Source organism: Dactylosporangium sp. NPDC051485, from assembly GCF_040682015.1.
In the GTDB taxonomy this organism is placed as follows: domain Bacteria; phylum Actinomycetota; class Actinomycetes; order Mycobacteriales; family Micromonosporaceae; genus Dactylosporangium.
Genome location: NZ_JBFAZW010000022.1, coordinates 13,700 through 39,864, shown reverse-complemented (window position 1 = coordinate 39,864; position 26,165 = coordinate 13,700). Strand labels below are relative to the sequence as shown.

The following is a 26,165-nucleotide window of genomic DNA, read 5'->3' as shown; positions in this document are numbered from 1 at the left end:
TGCGAGTGCGCTACTTACCGGCCACCTCGGCGGCCTATCAGCCCCATCCCAGCGGCCGACGTGACACTGACCCAGAGCATGTTGGCACGTGACACTGACCCAGAGCATGTTGGCTGGACCCAACGGTTCGCGCTCATCACCAGCGCTCATAGCGGCGGCTCGGCCAGGTCAGCGGATGACGGAGGTCATCCAGCACCATCAGCGTGAACTCCATCTGCCCGGAAACGTCGATACCGGCCACACCACTCCATCGCCGACCGATGGCGAAAAGCACCGCGCCAGACACCGCAGCCGTCGCAACAGCAAGGAAACCCGCAGTAGAGGCGGCCACCGAGAGCGGAGCGCAGACCGTCTGCGGTGCGCCAACTGAGCTGAGCAGCCAGACCAGGCCGCGAATGACCAGCGTCGCCAGCAGCGCCTGGATGGCGGTCACGAAGAACCGATAGGCTACCGACGCTCGCATGCGCCGAAACCGTTCGTACGCTGGCGATCCCATCGAACGTCCCTCCTGGCCAACTGCCATGGTTCCGATCAAAGCGCGTGCCACTGGCACAAGTGTGGCTGGCACGGGTCTGCAATGCCATCCTCTTCTGCCGCCGATCGTGCGCGGTGTCTGATAGAACTCCGTCACAGTCCGCACTGGGCGCCCAAGCGGCAACCGCCGAGCAGGGTGCTCCAACATGCCGATGACCGGATGACATGGTCGGTTTCAGACGTCGCGGTCGCAGTGGCGTGACCCGTGGGTCCGCGGGAGCCTCAACGAGGCCGGTCGCCAAAAAGATGCCGTGAACCCGGGCCGGGGGAAGTGGAAATACCTATCGTGATCCGGGAGGCAATGGGCGTCGACGCTGAGTCGATGCGCGCTGCCCGTACGGACCCGGACCGGTTCGCGGATCTGTACGACCGCTACGCAGCGCAGCTCTACCACTACGCGTACCAGCGAGTGGGCGCGCAGACCGCCGAGGACGTCGTCGCCGACACGTTCCTCGCCGCGTTCGCGCAGCGCGACTCCTACGACCCGAAGCGGCTCGACGCCCGGCCGTGGCTGTTCGGCATCCTCACCCGCAAGCTGGCCCGGCATTTCCGGGCGGAGAAGACGCACTACCGCGCGCTGTTGCGGACCCCGGCGGAGTCCGCCGTCGACGGGCACGCCGATCGCGTCGCGGCCCGCGTCGCCGCGTCCGCCGTCCGCGCTCCGCTCGTCGCCGCGCTCGGCAAGCTCTCCGCCGGCGACCGTGACGTGCTGCTGCTCATCGCCTGGTGCGACTTCAGCTATGACGAGGTGGCCAGAGCGCTCGACATCCCGCTGGGCACCGTGCGGTCCCGGCTCAACCGCGCCCGGCGCAAGGTCCGCGCCGTGCTGGGCGACATCGACCCCACCGGGGAGGCGTGATGGAACCCGACCTGCGACTCGTGCGGGAACTCGGCGAGCAGCTCGCGCCGCCGACCGGGGCGCTGCCGGCCGACCTGCGGCGCCGGGTGCTGTCCGCGCCCGTCCGGGCGCCGCGGCCACGGAGCTGGGTCAGCTCGCGCATCTGGCAGACGGCGCTGGTCGGCGCCGCGGCGGCCGCGGCCATTGCGGCCATCACCGGCCCCGTGGTGATCACCCACTCCGGCGACGGCCGGCCGCCGCCGGCGACAGTGGACGTGGTGCGGCTCGCGTCGGAGCGGGCGGCGGCCGTTCCGGCGGCGATCGCTTGGCCGGACCAGTTCATCTATACCGAGTCGGTGGTGCTCTACCGGACCATCGACGGGCGGTCGACGCCGCCGGCCGACGACGGACCGCTCCTCGTGCGCGAATGGCGGTCCGTCAACGGTACCCACGACGGCCTGGTGCGCGAGCGCCCGCGCGACCAGCCGGCGGCCGCCTGGCGCGACGCGACGGTCGCCGGATGCCGCGACGGCTACCAGAGCACCGCCGTGCCGGAGTGGCGTGTGCCGTGCATGCCCGACCTGGGCTCCGACGGCAGCCTGCCGGTCGACGTCGACGCGATGCTCGCCTACCTGCGCCGGTCGGGCACCAGCGACGACCAGGCTTTCGACAACGCCGCCCGCGTGCTCTACGTCAGCCAGCACGCATCGGCCGTGCAGGCGGCGGTGGTCGCGGCGATCGGGCGGATCCCGGGCATCACGGTGCGGCCCGGCGTCGTCGACGCGGCCGGACGTCCGGGTGTCGCGCTCGCCTACCGGAGCCGCGATGCCGAGACCGAGCTGGTCTTCGACGCCTCCACCTACGCCTATCTCGGCGTGAACCGGACGATCCTCCGGCGCACGACACCCAACCAAGCCACCGAGCCGGCCTCGCGGATTCTGATCCGCCAGGCCGTCGAGCACGTGGCGATCGTCGACTCAATCGGAAGTGTGCGATGAGACGCGCTGTCATCGTCGTGGTTGCGTTCTTCGGCCTCGCGGCGTGCTCGTCGTCCCCACCGACACCCGAGGTGGCCAGCGCGCGACAACCCTCGGCCTCCGCGGCGGCGGGCCCGTCTGCGGCAGCCAGGGAAACCGACTACGACAAGGCGCTGCGATACACGCGCTGCCTCACCGAGAACGGGGCTGAGACGCCCGACCCGGTCGAGGGGGAGCCGCTCGTCACCGCCTATGTCGTCACGTCCGGGACCTCCGTCAAGACCTACGCCGTCACGCCCAGGACCTCCGTCGAGACGACGGTGGCGCGCATCGAGGCGCACGAAAAGTGCAAGCAGTTCCTGCCGGCGACCTGGCCGGTCAAGGTGGACCAGGCTCAGGTCAAGCGGTCCCGTCCCTACTTCGACTGCATGCGCAGCCACGGGATCGACGAGCCGGTACCCGACGAGAACGGCATGGTCCAGGGCCGGACCGACCCCTCCTACAGATCGACGCCGGAGTACCAGGACGCGGTGGCGAAGTGCCGGCACCTGTACGACGACCCGGCCAACGACCTCCCCGAGAACCGATGAGGCGGTGGCTCGTCGCGGTCGCCGCATCCGGCGTCGCGGTGCTGGTCGCGGCCGGTGCGGTGGCCTACGCGTGGCCGTCGGGCCCGGCCGCCGGACCCGGGCCGGAGGCCGAGACGACCACGATCACCCGCACGACGCTGGTCGACGTGGCCGTGGTCAACGGCAAGCTCGGCTACGGCCCGGAACAGGAGCTGATCAGCCGCCTGACGGGCACGGTGACGGCGCTGCCGGAGGTGGGCACGACGATCGAGCGCGGTGCGGGTACCGTCCGGATCAACGACCGGCCGGTAGTGCTCCTCTACGGCACGCTGCCCGCCTACCGTGACCTCACCCCGCCGACCACCTCGGACCGTAGGCCGGACAGTGACCAGCCGGCGGCAGCGAGCCCGACCGGTTCGGCGACGCCCGCCGGCGGAACCGTCGGAGCCGACGTCAGGCAGTTCGAGACCAACCTGAAAGCGCTGGGCTACACCGGGTTCACCGTCGACGACGAATACACCGCGTCGACCGCCTCGGCGGTCAAGCGCTGGCAGCGCGATCTCGGCCTGCCGGAGACCGGGACCGTCGAGCTGGGCCGGGTCCTCTACACGCCCGGCCCGATCCGGGTCGCGTCACACGTCGTCAGGGCCGGTCAGGTCGCCGAGGGGCCGCTGCTCACCTTCACCGAGACCACCCGGCTCGTCACCGCGTCACTGCCGGCGCGCAGCGCGAGCCTGGCGGCGGTGAAGACGAAGGTGACCGTGGAGCTGCCCGGCGGGTCGACGGCGCCCGGGACGGTCCAGTCGGTGCGGACACCCGACGCCGCGTCCGCCGCGTCCGCCCCGGAGCCCACCGTCGAGGTCGTGGTCGCCGCCGACGACCCCAAGGCGTTCGCGGTACCCGGCGACGGCGCGGTCCGCGTCCGGTTCGTCGCGTCCACCCGTCAAGACGTGCTCGCCGTGCCGGTCGGCGCCCTGCTCGCGCTCGCCGAGGGCGGCTACGGTCTGCAGGTCGTCGAGGGCGCCACGACCCGGGTCGTCGCCGTGACCACGGGGCTGTTCGCCGACGGCCGCGTCGAGGTGAGCGGGCCCGACATCCGCGAGGGCATGACCGTGGGGATGGCCCGGTGACCGTCGTGGAGCTCAGGGGGGTCACGAAGACGTACCAGGGGAACGTCACGGCCGTGCGCGGTGCCGACCTGACCGTCGGCCGCGGCGAGCTCGCCGCGATTGTGGGTCCGTCCGGCTCGGGAAAGTCCACATTGCTCAATCTGATCGGCACGCTCGACCGGCCGACCGAGGGCCGCGTCATCGTCGCGGGGCGCGACATCGCGACGCTCGGCGACCGCGCACTGTCGGCGCTGCGGGCGGCGTCGATCGGGTTCGTGTTCCAGCAGTTCCATCTCGCGGCCGGGGTCAGCGCGCTCGACAACGTCGCCGACGGGCTGCTGTACGCGGGCGTGCGGCGCAAGGAGCGCCGCGCGCTGGCCGCCGCGGCGCTGGCGCGGGTCGGGCTCGCGCACCGGGCACACCACCGGCCGCACGAGCTTTCCGGCGGCGAGCGTCAGCGGGTGGCGATCGCCCGCGCGGTCGTGGGCGAGCCGGACCTGCTGCTCGCCGACGAGCCGACCGGCAACCTCGACAGCGCCGCCGGAGCCTCCGTCATGGACCTGCTGCGTACGCTCAACGCCGGCGGTACCACCGTAATCGTCATCACCCACGACGGCGCGATCGCCGACACGCTCCCCCGCCGCATCCGGGTCCACGACGGCATGGTCACCGGATGAGCCGGCCGGGGCGCCGTCTCGCGGTCGGTGACGTGCTCCGGCTCGGCGCCGTCGGCCTGCGATCCCGGCCACTGCGGGCCGTGCTGTCGGCCCTGGGCATCGCGATCGGGATCGCCGCGATGCTCGCCGTGGTCGGCATCTCCGGCTCGGGCCGGGCCGACCTGCGACAGACCCTCGACGCGCTGGGCACCAACCTGTTGAGGGTGAGCCCCGGCGAGAAAGCGGTGCTGCCCGACGGCGCCGTCGGCATGATCGAGCGGATCGGGCCGGTGACCAACGCGGCCGCGCTGCGCAAGCTGCCCGACGACGTGCACGTCTACCGCAACGACCGGGTACCGCCGCGGCAGACCAACGGCATCGTCCCGTTCGCCGCCGACCTCGACCTGACCGAGACGGTCGGCGCGACCGTGGCGCGCGGCGTCTGGCTCAACCCGGCCGCCGCCGACTTCCCGGCGGTGGTGCTCGGCGCCGAGTCCGCCCGGCGGCTCGGGATCACCACGCCCGACCCTCGGGCGGTGGTGTACGTCGGCCACGAGGGGTTCACGGTCGTCGGCATCCTGGCGCCGGTCACGCTGCTGCCCGAACTCGACAGCGCCGCCCTGATCGGCACGAACGCCGCACGGACGTACCTCGGCGTCGAAGGCCACCCGACGGCGATTTACCTGCGTACCGTCGACTCGCAGGTCACAGCCGTCCGCGACGTGCTGGCGGCGACCGCCAACCCGGAGGCGCCGTACGAGGTCGCGGTGTCCCGACCCTCCGACGCGCTGGCGGCCAAGCTCGCCACCGAACGCGCCTTCAACGGCCTGCTGCTCGGCCTCGGGGCGGTCGCGCTGCTCGTCGGCGGTGTCGGGGTGGCCAACACGATGGTGATCACCGTCCTCGAACGGCGCGCGGAGATCGGCCTGCGCCGGTCGCTCGGCGCCACTCGCGGCCAGATCCGGCTGCAGTTCCTCACCGAGGCGGCCCTGCTCTCGACGCTCGGCGGGTTGACGGGCGTGGTGCTCGGCGCGCTGGTCACCGCCGCCTACGCCATCAGCCAGAGCTGGCCGGTCGCGCTGCCCGCCTGGGCGCTGCTGGCCGGCGTCGGCGCCACGGTCGTCGTGGGTGCGGTGGCGGGGCTCTATCCGGCTGTCCGCGCCGCCCGCCTCTCACCGACCGAAGCCCTGACCGCGACGTAGGGCCTTCGGAAACGGGGTGGGCGTCTCGTCAAAAGGCAGGTCAGGACACTGCACCGCGCCCGGATCGTCCACGGAAGGGCAAGGGCGGGAAGAAGCACGCAGCGAGCAGTCACCGTCCACACCGGACGGATCGGACGCGCAAAATTGCTGGTCAAGTGGTGGCCACCAGGGACCCTGAACCTACGGATGAAAAGCGGGTCGGACAGCGCGTACGGTGCTCTGCAAGGATGACGCGGTGTCCACGCGCTTTGGGACCCGCGTCTGCGTTGCCCTCCTGTCCTGCCTGCCCCTCTTCGCGGCCGGGTGCGGCTCCACGTCGTCGCCGTCGCCGTCGCCCAGTGCATCGCCTGTGCCGCCGGCCATCGAGCTCGACCAGCTGCGGCCTCGGCTGCTCGGGACGGCGCGGCTGGGGGCTGGGTGGAGCGATCAAACCGGGACGGACGTATACGCCGACACCGGGCACCTGCCCCCGCTGTGCGAGAGCCCCACGCCGGCCGTCGGAGGGACGCTCGAGACCGGGCCCGACACCGGCGGCGCGAAGGTCGCGGTCGTCAGCGTGTCGAAGGACATCGGGCCGCCGGTCGGCAAGCAGCCGCAGTTCCTGACACAGTTCGCGGCGGTGTTCCCGAGCGACCAGCAGGCAGCCACCTACGTGACCCGCGTGCGTGCCGTCGCCGACGCGTGCCCGAAGAAGGTATTGATACCAGCCATGCCGGTCGACGGGGGCGGGCACACGGCGCCCTACGTCGAGGTCGTCGACGTCGCTGACAAGACCGAGGGCGCGTGGTCCGGCTTCCAGGTGGTGCGCGAACAGCAGTACGAGTCCAGCCTGAACAACGGTGGCCATATTGCGATCGCCGTCCTGGGCCAGCGGAACGCCGTCGTCGTGGTGCGCTTCGCGCTGTTCGCCGAACCGCCCGGGGGCGACACCTTCACAGTGCTGTGGCAGAAGTACCTCGACGAGCTGACGACGGCCGCCCGGGCCACGCCGACGCCCTCCTAGGTGCGCTTGTTCAAGATCGGACCCGACAGCTGGGACCGTAGAGCCTCGCGGCCATCCTCGCCCGGGTCGCAGCCGTCCGGCTCTCTGCCCTGTGGTCCGCAGGGCGGAATGCCGGTAGATGCTGACCACAACGAGCAGCCTTGGGTTGGGCACGGTCCGAGGCGTTCGTTCGGCTACGGGCCTCACCGCCCCGGCCGGGAGCACGCGCTGTTCGACCCGCGCCGGCTCACCGGCGGCGTCTGATCCGACACATCGGAGACGGTTAGAAACCCAGGCGCGCCGCAACCGTGGCTGCGGCCGGGTGGTCCAGGCGCTCGTAGATGGCCAGGGCGCGCCGCCAGAGGCCGATCGCCGGGGCGCCCTCCAGTGCGTCGCCCAGCCGCGTCGCGGTCTCGGCCTCGTCGAGCCGATCGCCCAGCTCGGCGAAGCGGTCCAGCGCGCCCCGGAAGCACTCCAGCGAGCGCTCCCGGTCGCCGAGCGCCGCGTGCACCCGCCCCAGGTGGGCGAGGGCGACGGCGAAGGCGTGCGGATCGTCCCCGTGCAGGCCCAGCGCCTTCTCGCCGTGGGTGACCGCCTCGGCCGCCCGGCCGGCCTGCGCGTAGTGCCAGGCGGCCGCGGCGTGGGCCGCCGCCGACCCGAGCCGGTCGCCGGCCCGGCGGAACAGGGCCAGGGCCACCTCGTCGTGCACGATCGCCTCGGCGAAGCGGGCCATCGACTCCAGCAGCGCGGCGAGGTCCTGGCGGCATCGGGCCGCGGCGGCGGGGTCGCCCTGGGCCTGGAAGCAGTCGGCCGCCTCGCGCAGCCGGCGCAGCGCCGCCTCGTGCTGCCCCGTGCGCAGGTATGCGGCGGACTGCGCCCGCTGCGCCCGGCCCAGCAGGGCCGCGTCCCCGAGTTGCTCGGCGGCCCGGATCGCGATCTCCTGCGCGGCGATGCGGTCGTCCCAGCGCCCGGCCGCGTCGAGCTCGCCGTCGAGGGCGTCGGCGATGCGCCAGGCGTCGCGGTACCGGCCGCGCCGCATCGCCAGGCCCAGCACGGCGAGGTCGCGGCCGTGCTCGACCAGCCGGTCCTGCATCGTCCCGCGCTCCGTGTCCGCGATCCGGGCGGCGGCGTGCTCGCGGAGGAGGGCGTGCATGGCGTACCGCCCGGGTCGCACCTGCGACACCAGCCGCGCCCGCACCAGCTCGGCCAGCGCGTCCACATCGGACTGTCCGATGAGGACGGCCGCGTCGGCCGCGGACAGGTCCGGGCCCGGGTGCGCGCCGAAGCCGTGGAACAGCCGGCGCGCGGGCGGCGAGAGCAGCCCGTAGGACCAGTCGAACGCGCCGCCCTCGGCCAGGGCGTCGGCCGCGGCCGCCAGGGACAGCGACGGGTGCAGCGCGGCCCGGGCCGAGACGACGGCGAGCGCAATGGGCAGCCGGCCGCACGCGGTGATGATGCGGTCGACCGCCTCGGGCTCGGCCGCCGTGCGCTCGGCCCCGATCCGCCCGGCCAGCACCGCCCGCGCCTCGGTGCGGTCCAGCGCGCCCAGCACCAGGCCGGGCTCTTCCAGCCGGGACAGGTCGGCCCGCCCGGTGACCAGTGCGACGCTGTCCCCCGCGGCCGGCAGCAGCGGCCGGACCTGGGCCGGGCCGGCGGCGTCGTCGAGCACGACCAGCACGCCGCGGCGGGCGGTCAGCGCACGGTACATCCCGGTGCGCGCCGCCACCCCCAGCGGCATGTCCGCGGGCGCCACCCCGAGCGCCTCCAGCAGCATCCGCAGCGCCTCGGCGGCCGGTAGCGGGCCGTCCGGGTCGCCGCCGCGCAGCGACACGAGCAGCGCCCCGTCGGGGAACCGGCCGGCCACCCGGTGTCCATAGTGGACGGCGAGCGCGGTCTTGCCGACGCCGGCCGGGCCGCCGATGACGAGCGCCCGGGCGCCGGGCAGCAGCGCGTCGAGCCGGGCGATCGCGCCGGCCCGGCCGGCAAAGCCCGCGGGCGCGCCCGGAAGCTGGTGGTCCGTCGGCGGGGGCGTTGGAGCGACGCCACTGCCGGACGGCGCGGCGATGCGGGACCGCGCGGAGGCGACCGCGCCGCACTCGGCCGGGCTCGCCCCGAGCAGCCGCAGCAGCGCGTCGAGCCGGTCGGCCGGGGGCAGCGCCCGCCCGGCGAAGTACGCCCCGATGGCCGCGTGCGGCCAGCCGGTGCGCGCGGCAAGTTCGCCGAAGGTCAGCGGCGAGCTGCGGACCCGGCTGGCCTGCCGGCGCCGCAGGTCGCGCAGGAGCCCTCCGAGCTCGTCCAGGGTGGCGACACCCGATGGATCTACCACGCCCGAGAGCCTGCCACAGCCCGCCAACGTTTCGCCGGGTTGTGAGTGCGGGCTCACGGGTTACAGGCCGTCTCGAGGTCACGAACCGCCGCGGAGATGGCGGTGGTCAGCTTGGTCATGTCGTCGATCGAGTTGATGTTCTTGAGGTAGTCGGGCGAGCCGAACAGCGCGATGCCGTCGGCCGCCTTGTCCAGGGCCGTGCGCAGCTTCGCGTCGGCCACCTCGGCCTTGAGGTCGCGGGCCTGCTGGGCCAGGCCGTCGGCCAGCTCCTTGGCCTTGGCCATCGCCTGCTGCTCGGCCGCCTTGTTGCCCGACTGCCGGGCCTGGATCATGAGGCCGATCTGCGTGCCGATCGGCTTCGCCGCGTCCGGGGTGAGGATCGTCTTGGCCTTGTCGCAGACCTGCTTGGTGTTGGCCTTCACGTCCACGGTCGGGCTCGGGCTGGCACTCGGACTGGGCGAGCTCGCGGTGCTCGACGCCGAGGCGGGCTTGTCGTCGGACTGCGAACAGGCCGCCGAGGTGCCCGCGAGCGCGGCAAGGATTACCACGGACAGTAGCCGTCGCACGATGAAAAGCTCCTTGGGTAGGGGTCCTCATCGCTGACGGTAACAGCGCCCGGCCATTTCGGCGCGTCTCATATCCGATCGAGCGCCCGATCCACAGTGGACACCCCGGGCCGCGAGCAGGCGGTCGGTGCCGAGCGCCCGGGCGGCCCGCCCCTGGTTTCCGGGTCAGGACCAGGCCGGCAGGACGCCCGGGCCGGTGACCATCAGCAGCACGCAGATACCCGTGGCTATCAAGACTCGCGTGATAATCCGCATGCAACGGAAGTTAGCCGCGTCGATCGGAACCCGCGGTCACCCCACGGGGGGAGTTGCCTGCGGTCCAGGCGTCACCTTCAGCCCCAGTTCTGCGGGGCCTGCTGGCGGGTGGTGACGTTGATGCGGTTGAAGAAGTTCGTGATGGCCACCCACAGCACGAGCCCGCCCAGCTGCTCGTCGTTGAAGTGCTCGGCGGCCGCGGCCCAGATCTCGTCCGGCACCGCGTCCGCCCGGTCGGCCAGCCGGGTCGCCGCCTCGGCGAGGGCCAGGGCGGCGCGCTCGGCGGCGGTGAAGTACGGCGTCTCCCGCCACGCGGCCACGGCGAACAGCCGCTCGTCGGTCTCGCCGTTCTTGCGGGCGGAGCGGGCGCCGGAGTCCACGCAGGGGCCGCAGCCGTTGATCTGGCTGGCCCGCAGGTGGACCAGCTCCAGCGTCGGGCCCGGCACCCCGGACGAGTGCGCCGCCTTGTACAGCAGGTTGATCGCCTTGACGACGTCCGGCCCGGCGGGGTTGGTCAGGCGGGGCGAATTCGTGGTCTCCATCGTCGTTCCTCCGTCACATCGGGGATGTTTGGTTCGTCGCTGGTATGACGCCCCGGTGGCGGGCTGTGTGACGAATATGACGTTGGCCACAATTGTTGCCAAAGGTGGGCGATATGAACGACGAGGTGCTGGCCGAGCGGTTCGAGGCCCTGCGGCCCCGGCTGCGGGGGGTGGCGCAGCGGATGCTGGGCTCGGCGGCCGAGGCCGAGGACGCCGTGCAGGAGGCCTGGCTGCGGCTGCACCGGGCGGGCGCCGACGAGGTGGACAACCTCGCCGCCTGGCTCACCACCGTCGTGGGCCGCATCTGCCTGGACATGCTGCGATCGCGGGCCGGGCGCCGCGAGGAGCCGCTGGACGGCGCGGACGCGCCGGTCGGCGGCGGCCCCGAGGAGGAGGCGGTGCTGGCCGACTCGGTCGGGGTGGCGCTGCTCGTGGTGCTGGAGACGCTCACCCCGACCGAGCGGCTGGCGTTCGTGCTGCACGACCTGTTCGCGGTGTCGTTCGAGGACATCGCGGTCGTCGTGGGGCGCAGCCCGGCCGCGGCCCGGCAGCTGGCCAGCCGGGCCCGGCGGCGGGTGCAGGCGGGCGGCTCCGCCTCGGCGGCCGACACGCGGCGGCAGCGGGAGATCGTGGCCGCGTTTCTCACCGCCTCACGCACCGGGGACATGGCCGGGCTGCTCACCCTGCTGGACCCCGACGTGGTCATGCGCGCCGACGAGACCGCGGCCCGGATGGGCGGCACCGGCCAGCCGCGCGGCGCGGAGGTGGTCGCCGAGTTCTTCTGCGGCCGGGCGCAGGGCGCCGAGCCGGCCGACATCGACGGCGCGGCGGGCGCGGTGGTGCGCTCGCCGGAGGGGCAGCCCTGGCTGGCGCTCAGCTTCACCGTCGCCGGCGGGCGAATCCTCGCGATCGAGGTGGTGGCCGGGGCGCAGGAGCTGGCGGGGCTGGAGATCACGCCGCTCGCCTGACGTTTTCCTTGAGGTGGCTCCCGTGGTGCCGATGAGTGGCACGAGGGGTGCAGCACGGGTGTCACCAGGGGGAATCGCCGTGAGCGTGGACGTTGCTTCGGAGGCGCGGTACCTCACGTTCACGCTCAACGGCGAGGCGTACGCGCTGGACATCTTCCACATCGCGGAGATCCTGGAGTACCGCAGCCTCACGGTCGTGCCCATGGCGCCCGATTTCGTCCGCGGCGTCATCAACCTGCGCGGCCGGGCGGTTCCGGTGATCGACCTGGCCATCCGCTTCGCCAAGGGCTCCACGGCCATCGCCCGGCGCACCAGCATCATCATCGTGCACGTCAACGGCGTGCCGGGGGCCGGCGAGCCCCCGGGCGGGCGCGGCGACGGGCAGGAGATCGGCATCCTGGTCGACGCGGTGAGCAAGGTCGAGACGTTCACGCCGGAGGACCTCGAGCCGCCGCCGGCCTTCGGCGCCGGCATCCACGCGGACTTCATCGGCGGCATGGCCAAGCGCGAGGGCGACTTCATCATCGTGCTCGACATCGGGCACCTGCTGCCGGCGGCCGACATCGGGGCACTGGGGAGCGCGCCGCCCGATCCGGCCGACACCGCCGAGGGTGCGAACCGGCCCGCGCCGGTGTCATGACGCCGCTGCTGGCCGGGCCGACCGCGATCACCCCGGCCGAGTTCCAGGCCGTCAGCGAGTTCCTGCACCGCCACACGGGCATCCGGCTCTCCCCGGGCAAGGAGTCGCTGGTCATGGGCCGGCTGGACAAGCGGCTGCGGACGCTGGGGCTGTCGAGCTACACGCAGTACCTGCGGCTGCTCTCCTCGCCGCAGCAGACGCAGGAGCTGCGCCGGGCGATCGACCAGCTGACGACCAACGAGACGTTCTTCTTCCGCGAGCCGCAGCACTTCGAGTACCTGGGCCGGGTCATCGCGCCCGCGCACCCGGCTGGCCGGCCGCTGCGGCTGTGGAGCGCGGCCAGCTCCAGCGGCGAGGAGGCGTACACCGCCGCGGTCGTGCTGTCCGAGGCGATGCCGAACGGGGCCTGGGAGATCGTCGGCACTGACATCTCGTCGCGAATGGTGGCCGGCGCCCGGACCGGCCTGTACCCGATCACCGCGGCCGAGCGGATCCCCCGGCCGCTGCTGCAGCGGTACTTCCTGCGCGGCCGGGAGGAGTACCACGGGCTCATCCTCGTCGACCGCGCGCTGCGGGCCCGGACGAACTTCCAGCACGCCAACCTGCTCGACGACCTTCGCCGGCTGGGCCGCTTCGACGTGATCATGCTGCGCAACGTGATGATCTACTTCGAGAACGCCACGAAAGCCGGCCTGATCGACCGGGTCCAGCACATGCTGCAGCCCGGCGGGCACCTCATCGTCAGCCTGTCCGAGACGCTCAACGGCATCCCGTCGCGGCTGCGGGCCATGCAGCCGTCGATCTACCGGCTGCCCGAGGCGGCCCATGGCTAGCCCGGCGACGGACGTCTACCTGCACCCCGGCGACGTCCGCTTCGCCGGGGCCGGGGTCCGGCTGCGCACGCTGCTGGGCTCGTGCGTGGCGATCACCCTGTGGCACCCGCGGCTGTGCATCGGCGGCATGTGCCACTTCGTCGTGCCGGCGCGGGGACAGCGGCCCCGGGGCGAGCTCAGCGGGCGGTACGCCGACGAGGCCGTCGAACTGCTGCTGCGCGAGGTGCGCGGGCGAGGGACGGAGATCTCGCAGTACGAGGCGAAAATGTTCGGTGGCGGGGCGCAGTTCTCGCACAGCGGCGGCGTGCCGCAGGGCAACGTCGCGGCCGGGCTGCGGCTGCTCGAGCAGCACGGCCTGCATCTCGCGGCCCGGCACCTGGGCAGCACGGGGTCCCGCCTGCTCATCTTCGACATCGCCACCGGCGAGGTCTGGCTGCAGCATCAGGCGCTGCGCCACCTGGAGGACTCGGCATGACGATCCGCGTCCTCATCGTGGACGACTCGGCGGTGGTGCGGCAGGTGCTGTCGCGCCGCCTGTCCGGCGCGCCCGGCATCGAGGTGATCGGCTGCGCCGCCGACCCGATCTTCGCCATGACGCAGATGAACCGCCAGTGGCCCGACGTCGTGGTGCTCGACATCGAGATGCCCCGGATGGACGGCATCACCTTCCTCAAGAAGATCATGGCGGTCCGGCCGACGCCGGTGATCATCTGCTCGACGCTGAGCCAGCGCGGCGCCCGCGCGACGATGGAGGCGCTGGCGGCCGGGGCGGCGAGCGTCGTACCGAAGCCCACCTCCGGCCTGAAGACATTCCTGGAGGAGGACACCGGCGACATCGTCGCGGCGGTGAAGGCCGCGGCGGCCGGCAAGGCATCCCGGCTGGTCCCCACGCACGAGCGCCACTCCCCGCCGGCCGCGCCGGACCCGCCCGACACCATCAGCGACCGGGTCGTGGCCATCGGCACCTCGACCGGCGGCACCCAGGCGCTCGAACTGGTGCTCACCGCCCTGCCCCCGGTGCGCTCGGGCATCGTGATCGTGCAGCACATGCCGGAGAAGTTCACGGCCGCCTTCGCCGAACGGCTCGACGGGATGTGCCGGATGAGCGTGCGCGAGGCCGGCAACGGCGACCCGGTGGTGGCCGGGACCGTGCTCGTGGCCCCGGGCGGCCGGCACCTGCAGCTGGTCGGCGACGGCGCGCACTTCCGGGTCAAGGTGAGCGACGGCCCGCCGATCAACCGGCACCGGCCGTCGGTCGACGTGCTGTTCCGCTCCGTCGCCAAGGTCGCCGGGCCGCGCGCGCTGGGCGTGATCATGACCGGCATGGGCGACGACGGCGCCCGCGGTCTGCTCGAGATGCGCCAGGCCGGCGCGCGCACCGTCGCGCAGGACGAGGCGACCTGCGTCGTGCACGGCATGCCGAAAGAGGCGGTCCGGCTCGGGGCCGTCGACCGGGAGGTTCCGCTGTCCGCCATAGCCGAGGTGATCCGTACCCATGCTTGAGTCGCTGCTCGTCCTGCTCGCCCTCGTGGCCGGCGCCGCCGCCGGTGCCTGGTTCGGCCGTCGGTCCGCCCGCGGTCGTACCGATGCGGTCGCGGTACACCGGGACGCCCTTCGCTTCCAGGACAGCGTGGGCGAGCTCGCGTCCACGATCGCGCCCGTCTGGGCCAACCAGATCGCGTCCTCGCGCTCGCAGATGGAGGACGCCGTCGGCGCCGTGACCGCCGAGTTCGGCCAGATCGTCGAGAACCTCGACACGGTCCTGGCCTCCTCCAGCGCCGCACTGGAGGACGGCCGGGGCGGCGGCGCGCTGGAGCGCGGCCGGCACCGCCTGGGCAACGTGGTGAGCACGCTGGACGACGCGCTGCGCTCCAAGCGCGCCGCCCTGGGCGACCTGGAGCGGCTGCTCGAGCTCAACCAGGAGCTCAAGCAGATGACCGCCGAGGTGGCGCAGATCGCGGCGCAGACCAACCTCCTGGCCCTCAACGCCTCCATCGAGGCGGCCCGGGCCGGCGCGGCCGGGGCCGGCTTCGGCATCGTCGCGCTCGAGGTCCGCCAGCTCGCCGACCGCTCGTTCCAGACCAGCGAGCGGATGGCGCAGCGGGTGGACGGCATCGGCAGCGCGATCACGTCCACCCTGTCGCGGGCCGAGGGCGACGCCGAGCGCGAGGGGGTCGCCGTCGCGCGGGCCAACGCCGAGGTGAGCGAGGTGCTCGACGACCTCGACGTGGTCTTCTCCGGCCTGCGGCACTCCTCCGACGAGCTGGAACGGGCCGCCGTGGGCATCCGCGGCGGCGTCTCGCAGGCCATCGTCAACCTGCAGTTCCAGGACCGCATCGGGCAGGTCCTGGGGCACGTCAAGGACAGCATCGAGCAGCTGCCGGTCCTCGTCGACCGGGCCGAACCGGACGCGACCGGGATCCGCCGCCCGCTGGACGGGCAGCGCCTGCTCGGCGACCTCACCGCGGCCTACACGATGCACCAGGAGCGCGACGCCCAGCACGCCGGCGTCGCGGCCGCGGTGCCCGAATCGGAGATCACCTTCTTCTAGGAGTCCTCATGTCGAAGACCATCCTCGTTGTCGACGACTCGGCATCCGTGCGGCAGGTCGTGACGATCGCCCTGCGCGGCGCGGGCTACGAGGTGCTGGCCGCCACGGACGGCCAGGACGCGCTGCGCCAGCTCGACGGCCGCCGGGTGCACCTCATCGTGTCGGACGTGAACATGCCCAACATGGACGGCATCACGCTGGTCGGCGAGGTGAAGAAGCTCCCGGCGTACAAGTTCACGCCCATCATCATGCTGACGACCGAGTCGCAGGAGGAGAAGAAGCGGCAGGCTCAGGCGGCCGGGGCCAAGGCGTGGGTGACCAAGCCGTTCCAGCCGGCCCAGATGCTCGCCGCCGTGCAGAAGCTCATCGCGCCGTGAGCCTCGCCTTCGAAGGGGAACTGACCGTCATGACGGCCGCGGAGCAGCACGCCCGGCTGCGCGCGTACCTGCGCGGGACGGGCCCCTTCGAGCTCGACCTGTCCGGCGTGACCGAACTGGACACCGCCGGCCTGCAGCTCCTGCTGGCCGCCCACCACGACGCCCGCCAGCAGGGCGCCCACCTCACGCTGCGCCATCCCAGCCCCGCGGTGGCAACGGCCCTCGCGGTCGCCCACCTCGACACCGAGTCGCTGGGGGACCTGTGAGCGACTTCGCCGAGTTCGCAGACGCGCTGGAGACGTTCATCACCGAGGCCCGCGAGCTCCTGCAGGACTTCGAGGAGGGCCTGCTCGGGCTGGAGGGCTACGACGACACCGCGGACACCGTCAACGCCCTCTTCCGGGCCATGCACACGCTCAAGGGCTCGGCCGGGCTGTTCGGGCTGGAGCACGTGGTGTCGTTCACGCACGTGGTCGAGACGGTGCTGGAGTCGGTCCGCGCGGGCGAGCTCCCCGTCACCGCCGACCTCGTGAGCGCGCTGCTGCCGTGCGCGGACCACGTCTCCTCGATGGTGGAGGGCATCGCCTCCGGCCGGCTCGCGCCGACCGCCTCCGAGCAGGCCATCGGGGAGCGTCTCCTGGCCGCCCTGCAGCCATTCCTGGAGCCCGCCGCGACGGCGTCCCCCGTGTGGCGGCTCAGGCTCTGGTTCGGGCCGGACAGCCTGCGCAACGGCATGGACCCGTTGTCGTTCCTGCGGTACCTGTCGACCATGGGCACCCTCGTGCAGGTCGCCACCCGGACCGATGCGCTGCCCGACCTCGAGCACCTCGATCCCGAGACCTGCTACCTGGGCTTCGAGGCGGCGCTCGCCACCGCCGCCCCGAAGGCCGACATCGAGGGCGTCTTCGACTTCGTGCGCGACGACAGCCAGATCGAGATCGTGCCGGTGCCCGACGATGCCTTCGTCCGCCGCATCGAGCAGCTGCCCGACCGGGACCGGCTCGGGGACCTGCTCATCGAGAGCGGCGTGGCCACCGACCGCGACATCAGCACGGCCCTGCAGATCCAGCAGCAGGACAACGCCCGCACCGGCGACGGCAGCTCGCGCCCGCTCGGCGAGATCCTCATCGAGCGCAACGTGGTCCAGGCGCCGGTGGTGCAGGCCGCGCTGAGCCGGCAGCGCAAGACCGCCGAGAGCCGCCCTCAGGACCAGACCATCCGGGTGTACGCCAACCGCCTGGACAAGCTGATCGACCTCGTCGGCGAGCTGGTCATCGCGCAGTCCAGCGTCGGCATCCGGCGGGTCGACGGCGGCGACAACGTGGACGCGCAGCACGAGGTCATGCGGCTGGTCGAGGAGGTGCGGCACAGCGCGCTCTCGCTGCGGATGGTGCCGATCGGCACCACGCTGCGCCGGTTCGAGCGGGTGGTCCGCGACGTCTGCGTCGACCTCGACAAGGACGTCGACCTCATCATCACCGGCGGCGACGCCGAGATGGACAAGGCGCTGGTCGAGCGGATCAGCGACCCGCTGACCCACCTCGTGCGCAACGCCCTGGACCACGGCATCGAGACCCGCGCGGAGCGCGAGCGGGCGGGCAAGCCGGTGCGCGGCAAGCTGCGGCTCAACGCCTTCCACGACGCCGGCTCCATCGTCATCGAGGTGGCCGACGACGGCCGGGGCCTCGACCGGGACCGGATCCTCGCCAAGGCCGTGGGCAACGGCCTCGTGTCGGCCACGGCCACCCCGAGCGACCAGGAGGTCTACGACCTCATCTTCGAGCCCGGATTCTCCACCAAGGAGACCGTCTCGAGCCTCTCCGGGCGGGGCGTCGGCATGGACGTCGTGCGCCGCAACATCGCCGAGCTGCGCGGCACGGTCGAGGTCGACACGCGGGCCGGCGCCGGAACCACCTTCCGCATCCGGCTGCCGCTGACGCTGGCCATCATCGACGGATTCCTCGTCGGGGTGGGCCCGGCGTCGTACATCGTCCCGCTGGACCGGGTGACCGAGTGCGTGGAGCTGCCGGCGAGCTGCGCCGAGCGGCCGTGCATGCCGCTTCGCGGCGAGGTGCTGCCGTTCATCCGGCTGCGCGACATCTTCGGCATCGCCGAGCCGCCGCCGCGCCGGCAGAACGTCGTCGTCATCGAGCAGTCCGGGCAGCGGGCCGGGCTCGTGGTGGACGTGCTGCTCGGGCAGTTCCAGACCGTCATCAAGCCGCTGGGAGGGCTGTTCGGGGCGGCGACCTGTATCGGCGGCTCGACGGTGCTCGGCAACGGCGAGGTGGCGCTGATCCTCGACGTGGGCCCGCTCGTGGCCGACCACGTCGCCCGCGAGCAGGTCCCTGTCCTTTCCTAGCAGCGGCCTCCTTTCCTACAAGCGGCCTCCTGGAAGCGGCCTCCTAGAAGCGGTCGAACTTGCTTTCGTCGATGTCCGGGACCGTTACCTCGGAGCCCGTCGCCGGGTACGACGCGAAGGTCCGCTGGTTGCTCGCGCCGGCCGCGGCGTAGGCCGGGGCCGGGCGGGACGGCCGGGCCGGGGCGAACCCGCGTCCCCCGCCGTCGGCCCGCCCGGTGGTGAAGAACGCCATCATGGCGCGCAGCTCCTCGGTCTGCGCGGCCATCTGCTCGGCGGTGGCCGCCAGTTCCTCGCTGGACGACGCCGTCTGCTGGGTGACCTTGCCGATCTGGGTCATCGCGATGTTGATCTGATGCACCCCGGTCGACTGCTCGCCGCTGGCCGCCGCGATCTCCTGCACCAGGTCGGAGGTCCGGGTGATCGAGGGGATGATCTGATCGAGCAGCTCGCCGGCCCGCTCGGCCGTCGTCACGCTGCTGGTCGCCAGCTCGCTGATCTCCTGCGCGGCGACCTGGCTGCGCTCGGCGAGCTTGCCGACCTCGGTGGCCACCACCGCGAAGCCCTTGCCGTGCTCCCCGGCCCGGGCCGCCTCGATCGTCGCGTTGAGCGCCAGCATGTTGGTCTGGAACGCGATGTCGTCGATGATGCCGATCTTGCTGGTGATCTGCCGCATCGCCTCGAGGGTCTTCTTGACCGCCTCCCCGCCGCCATGGGCCTCGGTGGTCGCCTTCGTCGCGATGCCCTCGGTGGTCCCGGCGTTCTCGCTGTTCTGCGAGATCCCGGCGGACATCTGCTCGATGCTGGCGGTGGTCTCCTCGACGCTCGCCGCCTGCTCGGTCGCCGCCTGCGACAGGCTCTGCGACGCACCGCTGATCTGGCTCGCCGCGTTGGTCAGCTGGGCGGTCGAGTCGATCACCGAGCTCACCGTCTCGGAGAGCCGCTCGATCGCGCTGTTGAGCGAGCGCCCCATCCGCCCGACCTCGTCGCGGCTGCGCACGGAGACCCGCTGGTCCAGCCGCCCGTCGGCCAGCGCGGCGAGGACGTTCACCGTCTGGGCGAGCGGCCGCGAGATGGCCCGGCTGATCAGCTGGACCACGGTGAACGCCAGCACCACCGCCACCACGATCAGGGTCAGCATGATCACCCGCGAGGTGTCGTAGGCCGACTTGGAGTCCTTCAGCGTGCCCGCCGCGTCCGTGGTCTGCAGGGTGACCAGCTTCCCGGTGGCGGTGTCGATCGCCGCCGCGATCGGCTGACCCTGCGCCTTGGTCACCTTGTTGAAGTTGTCGTAGTCGTGCGCGGAGGCGAGCGGGATCAGCTTCTCCGACAACAGCGACTGGTACGCCCGCCAGGTATCGGCGAACGACTGCCGCTCCTGCGTGGCCCACTGCCCGGCCGAGGAGTTGAACTGCTCCCACATCTTGTTCAGCTCGTCGATCGCCGCGTGCAACGTCTTCTCGGCCGCCGAGGTGTCGTCGGCCGACTGCGCCAGCGCGAGCTCCCGCAGCCGGATGCGGACGTCCTTGTACGCCATGAGCACGTTGTCCACCGCCTGGACCTGGTGGAGATTCTCGTTGTACAGCAGGTTGAGCCGGTCCTGCGCACTACTGAGCTGGGAGAGGGCGAGCAGCCCGATCGCCAGCAGCTGGACCGACACCAGGATCGCCATGATGCGAAGCTTCCAGCCGACCGACAGATCGCGAAACGCGGACATCAATGAACGGCGCGGATTCCCGGTTGCCTCGACCATGCCAGCCCTCCTCGAGCGGTGAGTCCTCCTTTTGTGACATCGGCGCGGCCTCGCACCCGGATGAGACCTTTCCCGCAACCTGCTCGGCGGGCGCCACGTCCGTTCCGGTACCGGGTTCGGGCAGCCCGCGGGTCCCGCAACCCGCTCCAGCGCCCCGGCGGCGGCGCCGAGCGTGACGAGGACCCGGCGGGCGCCGGCGTGCTTGACCACGTTGGTGAGCGCCTCCTGCGCGGCGGGCGCCACATTCGTTCCGGTACCGGGCTCGGGCAGCCCGCGGGTCCCGCAACTCGCTCGGCGGGCGCCACGTCCGCTCCCGGAGCCCGGCCGGCGGGCGCGTCCGCGACCGTCCGTTCCCGGAGCCCGGCCGACACGGCTGTTGTCGGGCAGCCCGCGGGTCAGCCTCGGAGGTTGCGGTAGTAGCGGACGGCGCGGGCGGCGAGGCGTTCGGTGCTGCGGGCAGCGGTCACGGACCCGAGCATCGCGGGTGCGCCGGGCACGATCCGGCGGGCGACCCGGGCGGCGAACGCCCGCGCGACTCCGGCGCCGAGCGCCCGGGCCAAGGGCGCCACCGAGCGTGGGGCTCCGGTCCGGCGGCCGGCCTGCCGGGACTCCCGCACCGCGGCCTCGGCGGTCTCCACCGTGGCGTGGATCTGCTGCAGGACGAGAAGCTCGGCGGCCCGGCGGTGGTCCTCGGGGTCGTGCCCGTACGCGGCGGCCACGTGCAGCACCAGCCGCGCCTGCAGCCAGCCGAGGGCGGCCGCCTCGACGACGAGCCCGGCCGAACCGGCGAACCCCGCCGCGAAGCCCTGCCGCCGCGCCCGCCAGACGAACTCCCGGGTGATCGCCCGCGAGATCGCGTCACCGTCGACGCCCGGGTAGGTGACCCGGTACCACTCGACCTGCCGGCGTGCCCCCTCGCCGAGCCGCTCGACCGCCGCCACCGCGAGCCTCTCGGGGAGGAACGCGGGATCGATCGGCGCCGGCTGGATCCGGATATTTTCGGATACGGCCGATTCGACGGCCTCCACCGTGGCGATCGGCTCAGGCTCGACGAACGCGCGGGCCTCCGACTCCCCCACATCCACGGACGGTGTCGATTCCACTACCGCATCAGAATTAGTGACCTTCGCCACCGCTGTTGTCGCGGTGGCCTTCTTCGGGGCGGCCTTCTTCACCGTGGCCCTCTTGGCGGGCGGGTCGACGGGAGGTTCCGCCGCGGGTGTGACCTTCGTCGCCTCCGGGGCGGCCTTCTCGGCTGGAGCCGTCTTCTTGGCCGCGGTCTTCCTCGCTGGCTCCGCGGCCGTCCTAGCTGCGGTTTTCCTCGCGGGAGTCGCCCTCTTGGCCGCCGTGGCCCGCTTCGCCGGGGTCGTCACCACCGGCGGCGCCTCCTCTGCCACCGTCACCTCTGCCGCCGACGCCTCGGCCGCCGACGCCTCGGCCGCCGTCACCTTCGCCGCCGCTACTTCGGCCGCCGTTACTTCGGCCGCCGAAGCTTGGCCGGGCACCGCTTCGACGACGGGAAGCGGCTCAGGCCCGGTTACCGGGGGCTCGGCGGGAGGCGGCGGGGTGGGCTCGACGGGAGGCGGGCTGGCCTGCGCAGGGACGGTGCGGAAAGGGGTCGCCGCGACCGTGGGCGCGGTCGGCGCGAAGGGCGTGGTCTGGGCCGGCGTGCGGGGCCGGGGCGGCGTGGCCGGCGCATCCTCCGCGGCCGCGTCCCGGGGCGGCGGCTCGAACCGCAGCGCCGTGTCACCCAGAGCCTCGGCGCGTCGGGCACGGCCCGAGGGTGGGGCTTGTGGCGGTACCGAATCCGGTTTTGTGTCCTTTGTCGCCTTCCGACGCCCCGGCGGATTCGCGTCCTCTCCCATCTTCACGAGCGTAATGGCCAACCGCCCAGAGCACCCGCCACGCGCGCGACCAGCGCACACCCCCGCCCGACACACGGGTGGACCACCCACTTTGCCGGGTCTCGCCCCAAGCCTGTATCCTCGTACGGCGGTCTCTGGTGACAGGGATTGCTGGAGGCTTCGCCTAGTTCGGTCTATGGCGCCGCACTGCTAATGCGGTTTGGGTCTTAAAGCCCATCCCGGGTTCGAATCCCGGAGCCTCCGCGTAAGACCCGCAAAACCTGGTGTGTACACTAGGCAAGCACCGAGCGCCCGTAGCTCAACGGATAGAGCATCTGACTACGGATCAGAAGGTTAGGGGTTCGAGTCCCTTCGGGCGCGCGAGATCAAGAGGCGGTTGACCTGCGGAAACGTAGATCAACCGCCTCTCTTTGTTTGTCCACTGTGGACTTGATGTGTTCCAAATGTGTTCGGCTGTTTCGGAAGGGTCCAGCCCGGCCCGTGCCGATGGGCACCGGTCCGTGCCGACTGGTCTGGATCTTGGATGGTGACGCCAGCGGTCGAACCGCTCTCCAGCAGGGTTGTCCGGGCTTCTGACCTCGGCCGGATTTTCTGCCTTGACGAGAAGATCGTCTCCCGCCCCAGGGCCTCGGTGATCTTGCCAATTTTGGGTCACCGGTCTCGGTGCCAGCCCGGGGAGCCTGTACCGTTCGATAACTCGGTCAAGGGGGTTCTGACGTGCGCTTTTGTGCGTCCCCGCCGCGCTCGTCGTGGGCAGGCTGCAGGTCATGATCCTGTCGTTCGGGTATCTGGTGCTGCGCCAAGTCCTGCACCTGGTGATCCTGGGGCTGCGCGGCGAGCGGTCCAAGGAGATCGAGATCCTGGTACTGCGTCATCAGGTCGCGGTGCTGCGCTGTCAGGTCCACCGCCCAGACCTCGCAGCCGCCGACCGGGCGGTGCTGGCCGCGCTGTCTCGGCTGCTGCCGCGCCGGCAATGGCCGACGTTCTTCGTCACCCCGGCGACGCTGCTGCGCTGGCACCGCAACCTGATCGCTCGCAAGTGGACGTATCCGCGCCAGCGTCCCGGGCGTCCACAGGCGCGGGCGGAACTCCGTACCCTGGTCCCGCGCCTGGCCCAGGAGAACCCGACCTGGGGCTGCCGGCGCATCCAGGGCGAACTGGCCGAACTGGGCTACCGGATCGCGGCGAGCACCGTGTGGGCGATCCTGACCAAGGCCGGCATCGACCCGGCACCTCGCCGGGCTGTGCCGACCTGGACCCAGCTCCTTACCACCCAGGCCAAGGGCATCCTGGCCTGCGACTTCCTGCACGTCGACACGATCGGACTGACCCGGATCTACGTACTGTTCCTGATGGAGATCGAAACCCGCCGGGTCCGCATTCTCGGTGCCACCACGAACCCGACCGGCGCGTGGGTTGCCCAGCAGGCCCGCAACCTGTTGATGGAACTCGGGGAGAGGGTCGAGCGGTTCCGGTTCTTGATTCGCGACCGGGACGCGAAGTACACCGCCATGTTCGACCAGGTGTTCACCGCCGAGGGCATCAAGATCATACGGACGCCGCCGCAGGCGCCGAGGGCGAACGCCTACGCCGAACGGTGGGTGCGGACGGTACGCCGCGAGTGCCTGGACCGGATGCTCATCTACAACGCACGGCACCTGCTCACCACGCTGGGGCAATACGTCGCGCACGACAACGAACACCGACCACATCAAGGGCGCGACCAACGCCCTCCAGCCCTTGAGACCTTGCCGGCACCGGTCACCGATCTCACCACGGTCCGGGCCCGCCGCCGCAAAGTCCTCAATGGGCTGATCAACGAATACTCCCAGGCAGCATAGCCAGAACCGAGTTTTCGAACGGGACAGGGCCCGACGCGGTGAGGCGAAAATTAGGACAAACTAGCACTAAAGAGCATGGGCAATATCCGTAAGGCGGACGCAATCGAAGGGTTGCGGGTTCCCGGGCACTGTCGCCCAGCCGACGTGAGCCTAGGGATGGCGCAGCGCGGGTCGATTCGCGATGGCGAATCTGAGGTGGTCCGGATACGGCGATCGCCAGATCCGGCCGGCCCCCTCAGCCGGTGATCGTGGTCGGCATGACACGACACACGCCCGAACGGAGATCGATCATGCAGCTACGTCCTCGCCGCCTCGCCTGGCTGTTGGTTCCGCTCGCCGCGGGGGCCGGACTCGCCATCGCCAGCCCCGCCTTCGCCTCCGCCGGCCAGGCGCCGACCATCGTCGCCGTGAGTTCCTCGGGTACCCTGGCCTACGGCAATCTCGTGAATCTCAAGGCGCTGGTCTACCCGACCGACGGTGGCGGCACCGTGCGGTTCGCCGTGGACGGGGCGACGATTCCCGGCTGTGGGGCGGTGGGCTTCGGCTCCGGCGGCGGCGACACCTGGCAGGCGATCTGCAGCACCTACGTGCTGTCCCAGGGCACGCACACCATCACCGCCACGTACAGCGGCGACACCGGCTACGCCGGCAGCTCCGGCACCATGCAGCAGACCATTGATCCGAGCCCGGGATACTTCGTCGGCAAGCTGCTGTCCGGGGCCAACCCGAACCTGACCCTCTCCGTGGAGGGGGCGTCGACCAGCATCAACGCCCACATCATCCAGTCGACGGTCGACGGCACCGGGGACGACATCTGGGTCTTCAAGCCGGTCGCCGGCGGGTACCAGATCATCAACGGCCACAGCGGCATGTGCGTGACCACCACATACACCGCGGGAGCGGACCTGATCCAGCTCCCCTGCGTCGGCGTTCCCAACCAGACATGGCTGATGCCGGGCAGCTTCACGTCCGGCGGATACCGGTTCATCTGGGACGCGAACACCAACATGTACTTCGACGTCTACGGCGGCAGCACCGCCGCCGGGGCCCACATCGACAGCTTCCCGTACAACGGCTGGTACCCCAACCAGCTGTTCCTGCCGGTCCCGGCCGCCTAGGCCTATCGATGCGGGACACGACGAGGATGCTCGGCCGCAACGCGACGCTGCGGCGGCTGCTGGCGGCACTTGCGGTGTCGCAGTTGGGCGACTGGCTGTACAACCTCGCGCTGCTGGCCTTCGTCTACGACCGTACCCACTCGGTCACCTGGACCGCGGTGACCACAGCGGCACGGGCGCTGCCCATGGTGCTGCTCGGCCCCTTTGGCGGGGTGCTGGCGGACCGCTACGACCGGCGCCGGTTGATGATCGCCTCGGACGTGCTGCGGGCGGGCACGATGGTGCTGTTGGCCGTCGTGGCCGCGGCCGGCCTGCCGGTGGTCCTCGCGCCGGTGCTGGCGGCGGTGTCCACAGCGGCGTCGGCCGTCTATCCCCCGTCGGTGGCCGCGACGGTTCCGCGCATCGTCGATGATGCCGACTTGCCGGCCGCCAACGCCGTCCGGTCGGCGATCCAGTCGGTGTCGGTGATCGCCGGTCCGGCCGGTGGCGCCCTGTTGCTGCTGGTCGGCTCGCCGACCTGGGCGTTCCTGCTCAACGCCGCGACGTTCGCCGGGTCGGCGCTGCTGCTGGCCGGCCTGGTGCCGGGTGCGCTGTTCGCCCCGCCCGCCAGCAACGCCAAGGCAGCAGGTGTACTGCGGGAGCTGCGCACCGGGCTGTCGGCGTTGCGCGCCGACGCGGTGGCGGGGCGGATCGTCGGCGCCGACATCGTGTGCAGCCTGGCCTACGGCGCGCTGACGGTGTTGCTGCTGTTGCTGAGCCGCAGGCTCGGCGACGGTGATGCCGGCTACGGGTACCTGCTGGCCGGCTTCGGCGTCGGCGGGCTGGTCGGGGCGGCGGTGGCGGCGCGGCTCGGCGTGCGCAACGCGCGGTACGCCGTCGCCGGGATGCTGGTCGTGGTCGCGGTGCCCGCGGCGCTGCTGTCGGTCGCGCCGTCGCTGGTCGTCGGGGTGGCGTTGGCCGTCGCCTTCGGCGCCGGGACCGTCATGGTCGAGATCGTCGTGGACACCGCTCTGGCCCGCCGGCTGGACGAGACGGTCCTGGCCCGCGCCTACGGGCTGGCGTATCCGGCCAGTATCGGCGGCGTCGTGGCCGGCTCCCTGATCGCGGCGCCGCTCGTCGGGCTGTTCGGCTTGTCCGGCGCACTCGCCGCGGTGGGCGTTGTCGTCGTCGCCTACGCCGGCTGGCTCGCGCTCCCCGCCGCGCAACGGCAGCGGGCGCAACCGGCAGAGGTGGCCGCGCCGGTCGGTATCGGCACCATCTGATCCCACTGTGCCCGATGGTCGGATGGTGCAGCGTTCACCCCGGAA

Annotated in this window: 25 protein-coding genes and 2 tRNA genes; 21 read left to right on the top strand and 6 right to left on the bottom strand. The window is 72.0% G+C overall.

The annotated features are described in order from the left end of the window. Positions 1–136 precede the first annotated feature (136 nt). Positions 137–433 carry a hypothetical protein gene (locus AB0M46_RS15295; protein ID WP_363336260.1) on the bottom strand — a complete coding sequence of 99 codons (297 nt, stop codon included), beginning with the start codon at positions 431–433 and terminating at the stop codon, positions 137–139. Between the two features lie 423 nt (positions 434–856). Between AB0M46_RS15295 and AB0M46_RS15290 the strand changes: the two genes are divergently transcribed. The 7 genes from AB0M46_RS15290 to AB0M46_RS15260 all read left to right on the top strand — a co-directional run bounded on the left by AB0M46_RS15290 (position 857) and on the right by AB0M46_RS15260 (position 6,888). Then, a complete protein-coding gene (locus tag AB0M46_RS15290) occupies positions 857–1,393 on the top strand; it encodes an RNA polymerase sigma factor (RefSeq protein ID WP_363336258.1) in 537 nt (178 codons plus the stop codon). After that, positions 1,393–2,370: a CU044_5270 family protein gene (locus AB0M46_RS15285; RefSeq protein WP_363336256.1), complete on the top strand. Its 978-nt coding sequence runs from the start codon at positions 1,393–1,395 to the stop codon at positions 2,368–2,370. Before AB0M46_RS15290 ends, AB0M46_RS15285 begins: the two co-directional genes overlap by 1 nt. After that, positions 2,367–2,939, top strand: coding sequence for a hypothetical protein (locus tag AB0M46_RS15280; RefSeq protein WP_363336254.1), 573 nt, complete (start codon positions 2,367–2,369; stop codon positions 2,937–2,939). Before AB0M46_RS15285 ends, AB0M46_RS15280 begins: the two co-directional genes overlap by 4 nt. Next, positions 2,936–4,048 carry a peptidoglycan-binding protein gene (locus AB0M46_RS15275; RefSeq protein WP_363336252.1) on the top strand — a complete coding sequence of 371 codons (1,113 nt, stop codon included), beginning with the start codon at positions 2,936–2,938 and terminating at the stop codon, positions 4,046–4,048. The genes AB0M46_RS15280 and AB0M46_RS15275 overlap by 4 nt, the downstream gene beginning before the upstream one ends. Beyond that, positions 4,045–4,704, top strand: coding sequence for an ABC transporter ATP-binding protein (locus AB0M46_RS15270; RefSeq protein WP_363336251.1), 660 nt, complete (start codon positions 4,045–4,047; stop codon positions 4,702–4,704). Before AB0M46_RS15275 ends, AB0M46_RS15270 begins: the two co-directional genes overlap by 4 nt. After that, positions 4,701–5,885, top strand: coding sequence for an ABC transporter permease (locus AB0M46_RS15265; protein ID WP_363336249.1), 1,185 nt, complete (start codon positions 4,701–4,703; stop codon positions 5,883–5,885). Before AB0M46_RS15270 ends, AB0M46_RS15265 begins: the two co-directional genes overlap by 4 nt. A gap of 235 nt (positions 5,886–6,120) precedes the next feature. Beyond that, a complete protein-coding gene (locus tag AB0M46_RS15260; RefSeq protein WP_363336247.1) occupies positions 6,121–6,888 on the top strand; it encodes a hypothetical protein in 768 nt (255 codons plus the stop codon). Positions 6,889–7,150: 262 nt separating this feature from the next. On the opposite strand, the gene AB0M46_RS15255 is transcribed toward AB0M46_RS15260, so the two are convergent. From AB0M46_RS15255 to AB0M46_RS15245, 3 genes are all read right to left on the bottom strand, one after another. Next, positions 7,151–9,193: a helix-turn-helix domain-containing protein gene (locus AB0M46_RS15255; protein ID WP_363336245.1), complete on the bottom strand. Its 2,043-nt coding sequence runs from the start codon at positions 9,191–9,193 to the stop codon at positions 7,151–7,153. A 53-nt stretch (positions 9,194–9,246) separates the two neighbouring features. Continuing rightward, positions 9,247–9,759, bottom strand: a complete 513-nt coding sequence (locus AB0M46_RS15250; RefSeq protein ID WP_363336244.1) for a hypothetical protein — start codon at positions 9,757–9,759, stop codon at positions 9,247–9,249. Positions 9,760–10,091: 332 nt separating this feature from the next. Beyond that, positions 10,092–10,556 (bottom strand): carboxymuconolactone decarboxylase family protein, encoded by a 465-nt coding sequence (locus AB0M46_RS15245; RefSeq protein ID WP_363336242.1) that lies wholly within the window; start codon positions 10,554–10,556, stop codon positions 10,092–10,094. Between the two features lie 113 nt (positions 10,557–10,669). Between AB0M46_RS15245 and AB0M46_RS15240 the strand changes: the two genes are divergently transcribed. The 9 genes from AB0M46_RS15240 (at position 10,670) to AB0M46_RS15200 (ending at position 18,284) form a co-directional block, all read left to right on the top strand. Then, positions 10,670–11,524: a sigma-70 family RNA polymerase sigma factor gene (locus tag AB0M46_RS15240; RefSeq protein WP_363336240.1), complete on the top strand. Its 855-nt coding sequence runs from the start codon at positions 10,670–10,672 to the stop codon at positions 11,522–11,524. A gap of 79 nt (positions 11,525–11,603) precedes the next feature. Continuing rightward, positions 11,604–12,164 (top strand): chemotaxis protein CheW, encoded by a 561-nt coding sequence (locus AB0M46_RS15235; RefSeq protein WP_363336238.1) that lies wholly within the window; start codon positions 11,604–11,606, stop codon positions 12,162–12,164. Further along, positions 12,161–12,997 (top strand): CheR family methyltransferase, encoded by an 837-nt coding sequence (locus AB0M46_RS15230; protein ID WP_363336237.1) that lies wholly within the window; start codon positions 12,161–12,163, stop codon positions 12,995–12,997. The genes AB0M46_RS15235 and AB0M46_RS15230 overlap by 4 nt, the downstream gene beginning before the upstream one ends. Beyond that, positions 12,990–13,472, top strand: coding sequence for a hypothetical protein (locus tag AB0M46_RS15225; RefSeq protein WP_363336235.1), 483 nt, complete (start codon positions 12,990–12,992; stop codon positions 13,470–13,472). The genes AB0M46_RS15230 and AB0M46_RS15225 overlap by 8 nt, the downstream gene beginning before the upstream one ends. Beyond that, positions 13,469–14,500, top strand: coding sequence for a chemotaxis response regulator protein-glutamate methylesterase (locus tag AB0M46_RS15220; protein ID WP_363336233.1), 1,032 nt, complete (start codon positions 13,469–13,471; stop codon positions 14,498–14,500). The genes AB0M46_RS15225 and AB0M46_RS15220 overlap by 4 nt, the downstream gene beginning before the upstream one ends. Then, complete coding sequence (locus AB0M46_RS15215; RefSeq protein ID WP_363336231.1) at positions 14,493–15,548, top strand: methyl-accepting chemotaxis protein; 1,056 nt, start codon at positions 14,493–14,495, stop codon at positions 15,546–15,548. Before AB0M46_RS15220 ends, AB0M46_RS15215 begins: the two co-directional genes overlap by 8 nt. Positions 15,549–15,556: 8 nt before the next feature. Beyond that, entirely contained in the window at positions 15,557–15,925 is a 369-nt protein-coding gene (locus tag AB0M46_RS15210) for a response regulator (protein WP_344610610.1), read from the top strand. Further along, entirely contained in the window at positions 15,922–16,191 is a 270-nt protein-coding gene (locus tag AB0M46_RS15205; protein ID WP_363336229.1) for an STAS domain-containing protein, read from the top strand. Before AB0M46_RS15210 ends, AB0M46_RS15205 begins: the two co-directional genes overlap by 4 nt. Next, positions 16,188–18,284 (top strand): chemotaxis protein CheA, encoded by a 2,097-nt coding sequence (locus AB0M46_RS15200; protein WP_363336227.1) that lies wholly within the window; start codon positions 16,188–16,190, stop codon positions 18,282–18,284. The genes AB0M46_RS15205 and AB0M46_RS15200 overlap by 4 nt, the downstream gene beginning before the upstream one ends. 43 nt (positions 18,285–18,327) lie before the next feature. Here the strand turns inward: AB0M46_RS15200 and AB0M46_RS15195 are convergent, their stop codons facing one another. Beyond that, the gene (locus tag AB0M46_RS15195) at positions 18,328–20,034 is read right to left on the bottom strand and encodes a methyl-accepting chemotaxis protein (RefSeq protein ID WP_363336225.1); all 1,707 of its coding nucleotides are present in this window, start codon (positions 20,032–20,034) and stop codon (positions 18,328–18,330) included. A 395-nt stretch (positions 20,035–20,429) separates the two neighbouring features. Then, positions 20,430–21,482, bottom strand: a complete 1,053-nt coding sequence (locus AB0M46_RS15190) for a hypothetical protein (RefSeq protein WP_363336223.1) — start codon at positions 21,480–21,482, stop codon at positions 20,430–20,432. Positions 21,483–22,051: 569 nt separating this feature from the next. On the opposite strand from AB0M46_RS15190, the gene AB0M46_RS15185 reads away from it, so the two are divergent. The 5 genes from AB0M46_RS15185 to AB0M46_RS15165 all read left to right on the top strand — a co-directional run bounded on the left by AB0M46_RS15185 (position 22,052) and on the right by AB0M46_RS15165 (position 26,120). After that, a tRNA-Ser gene (locus tag AB0M46_RS15185) sits at positions 22,052–22,142 on the top strand. A gap of 44 nt (positions 22,143–22,186) precedes the next feature. After that, positions 22,187–22,259, top strand: a tRNA-Arg gene (locus tag AB0M46_RS15180). 407 nt (positions 22,260–22,666) lie between these two features. Further along, positions 22,667–23,740, top strand: a complete 1,074-nt coding sequence (locus tag AB0M46_RS15175) for an integrase core domain-containing protein (protein WP_363336221.1) — start codon at positions 22,667–22,669, stop codon at positions 23,738–23,740. A 290-nt stretch (positions 23,741–24,030) separates the two neighbouring features. Further along, the gene (locus tag AB0M46_RS15170) at positions 24,031–24,858 is read left to right on the top strand and encodes an RICIN domain-containing protein (protein ID WP_363336219.1); all 828 of its coding nucleotides are present in this window, start codon (positions 24,031–24,033) and stop codon (positions 24,856–24,858) included. 8 nt (positions 24,859–24,866) lie between these two features. Next, a complete protein-coding gene (locus AB0M46_RS15165) occupies positions 24,867–26,120 on the top strand; it encodes an MFS transporter (protein WP_363336218.1) in 1,254 nt (417 codons plus the stop codon). The last annotated feature ends 45 nt before the right edge of the window (positions 26,121–26,165 follow it).